Raw genomic sequence first — 912 nt, 5'->3', positions numbered from 1 at the left:
GAGCAGGTGCGTCTGCGGATCGACGATATAGATCGCGTAGACGGTTTCGCGTGTCCGCTCGACCTTGCGGATGTAGTCGAGCGTCTGCCCGACGGTCCAGTCCGAGGGCACGCTGACGAACTCCGTCGTCATGATCGATGCGGCGCTGCCTTCGGGATAGCCGAGGATGGAGAGCAGGGTTGCGCGCAGCGGCGGCGCAAGCCCGCCAAGCAGCTCGGAACGGGCCGGCTCCTCCAGCTCGCGCAGGATGTCGGCGGCCCGGTCGACCGACATGGCAGTGAGCAGCTTGCCCGCCTTGGCGCGCGGCAGCGCTTCCATGAGTTCGGACGCGCCGTCGAGTTCCGGCTGGTCGAATATCTCGACCAGACGTTCGAACGTCACTTCACAGAGCAGTTCCGTCGCGGTCTCTCGAGGCTCCCTGTTGAGGGCCTCGACAATGTCGGCGACGTGATCGTTGGCTAGGATACGGGCAATCGCGACGGCTTCGTCGCTTGCCACTGTGGTAATTTCGTTCATGGCTCACTCCTTGCCGTCCGGCAGGACATGAACCATGTGAGGTCACGTCAGGGCGGACGGCTGTTGCGTTCGACTGTGACTGTCGCCAGGCATGGCGCGGTGACCTTTCCGCTTGCGGGTTCGCGTTTTTACTATCTGCAAGCGGGCGCAACATAGGAGCGCGCCTTGCCGTGTCAATCGCGGTGAGGAGGGAAAATGCCGACGAGCGGCCAAGATCGCGAGACTGTGATCGCCGACCCCCGTTCGCCTCGGCAGACCGGGGTGGAATAGCCGTTATTTCTGCTTCAGCCGGCGCGAGAAGCGCAGCCACTTGTCTTCGACCGGCCTTGGGACCGGCCTTGGCTGCACGAGAATGGTGGTGAGCTCGGCGGGCAGGGTCGGAAACAGCGGCTTCTT

The 912-nt window shown here is 63.7% G+C and carries 1 protein-coding gene; it reads right to left on the bottom strand.

Going from position 1 to position 912, the window contains the following annotated elements; translation table 11 throughout:
* Positions 1 to 516, bottom strand: a 516-nt coding sequence (locus EN939_RS27495) for a magnesium transporter MgtE N-terminal domain-containing protein (RefSeq protein ID WP_164751266.1), incomplete at its 3' end; no start/stop codon positions are given.
* Positions 517 to 912 lie beyond the last annotated feature (396 nt).

Origin of the sequence: Mesorhizobium sp. M7A.F.Ca.CA.002.05.1.1, assembly GCF_003998335.1 — a bacterium.
In the GTDB taxonomy this organism is placed as follows: domain Bacteria; phylum Pseudomonadota; class Alphaproteobacteria; order Rhizobiales; family Rhizobiaceae; genus Mesorhizobium.
Note: the sequence above shows the minus strand (reverse complement) of the source record. Positions and strands in the feature narration are given on the sequence as shown.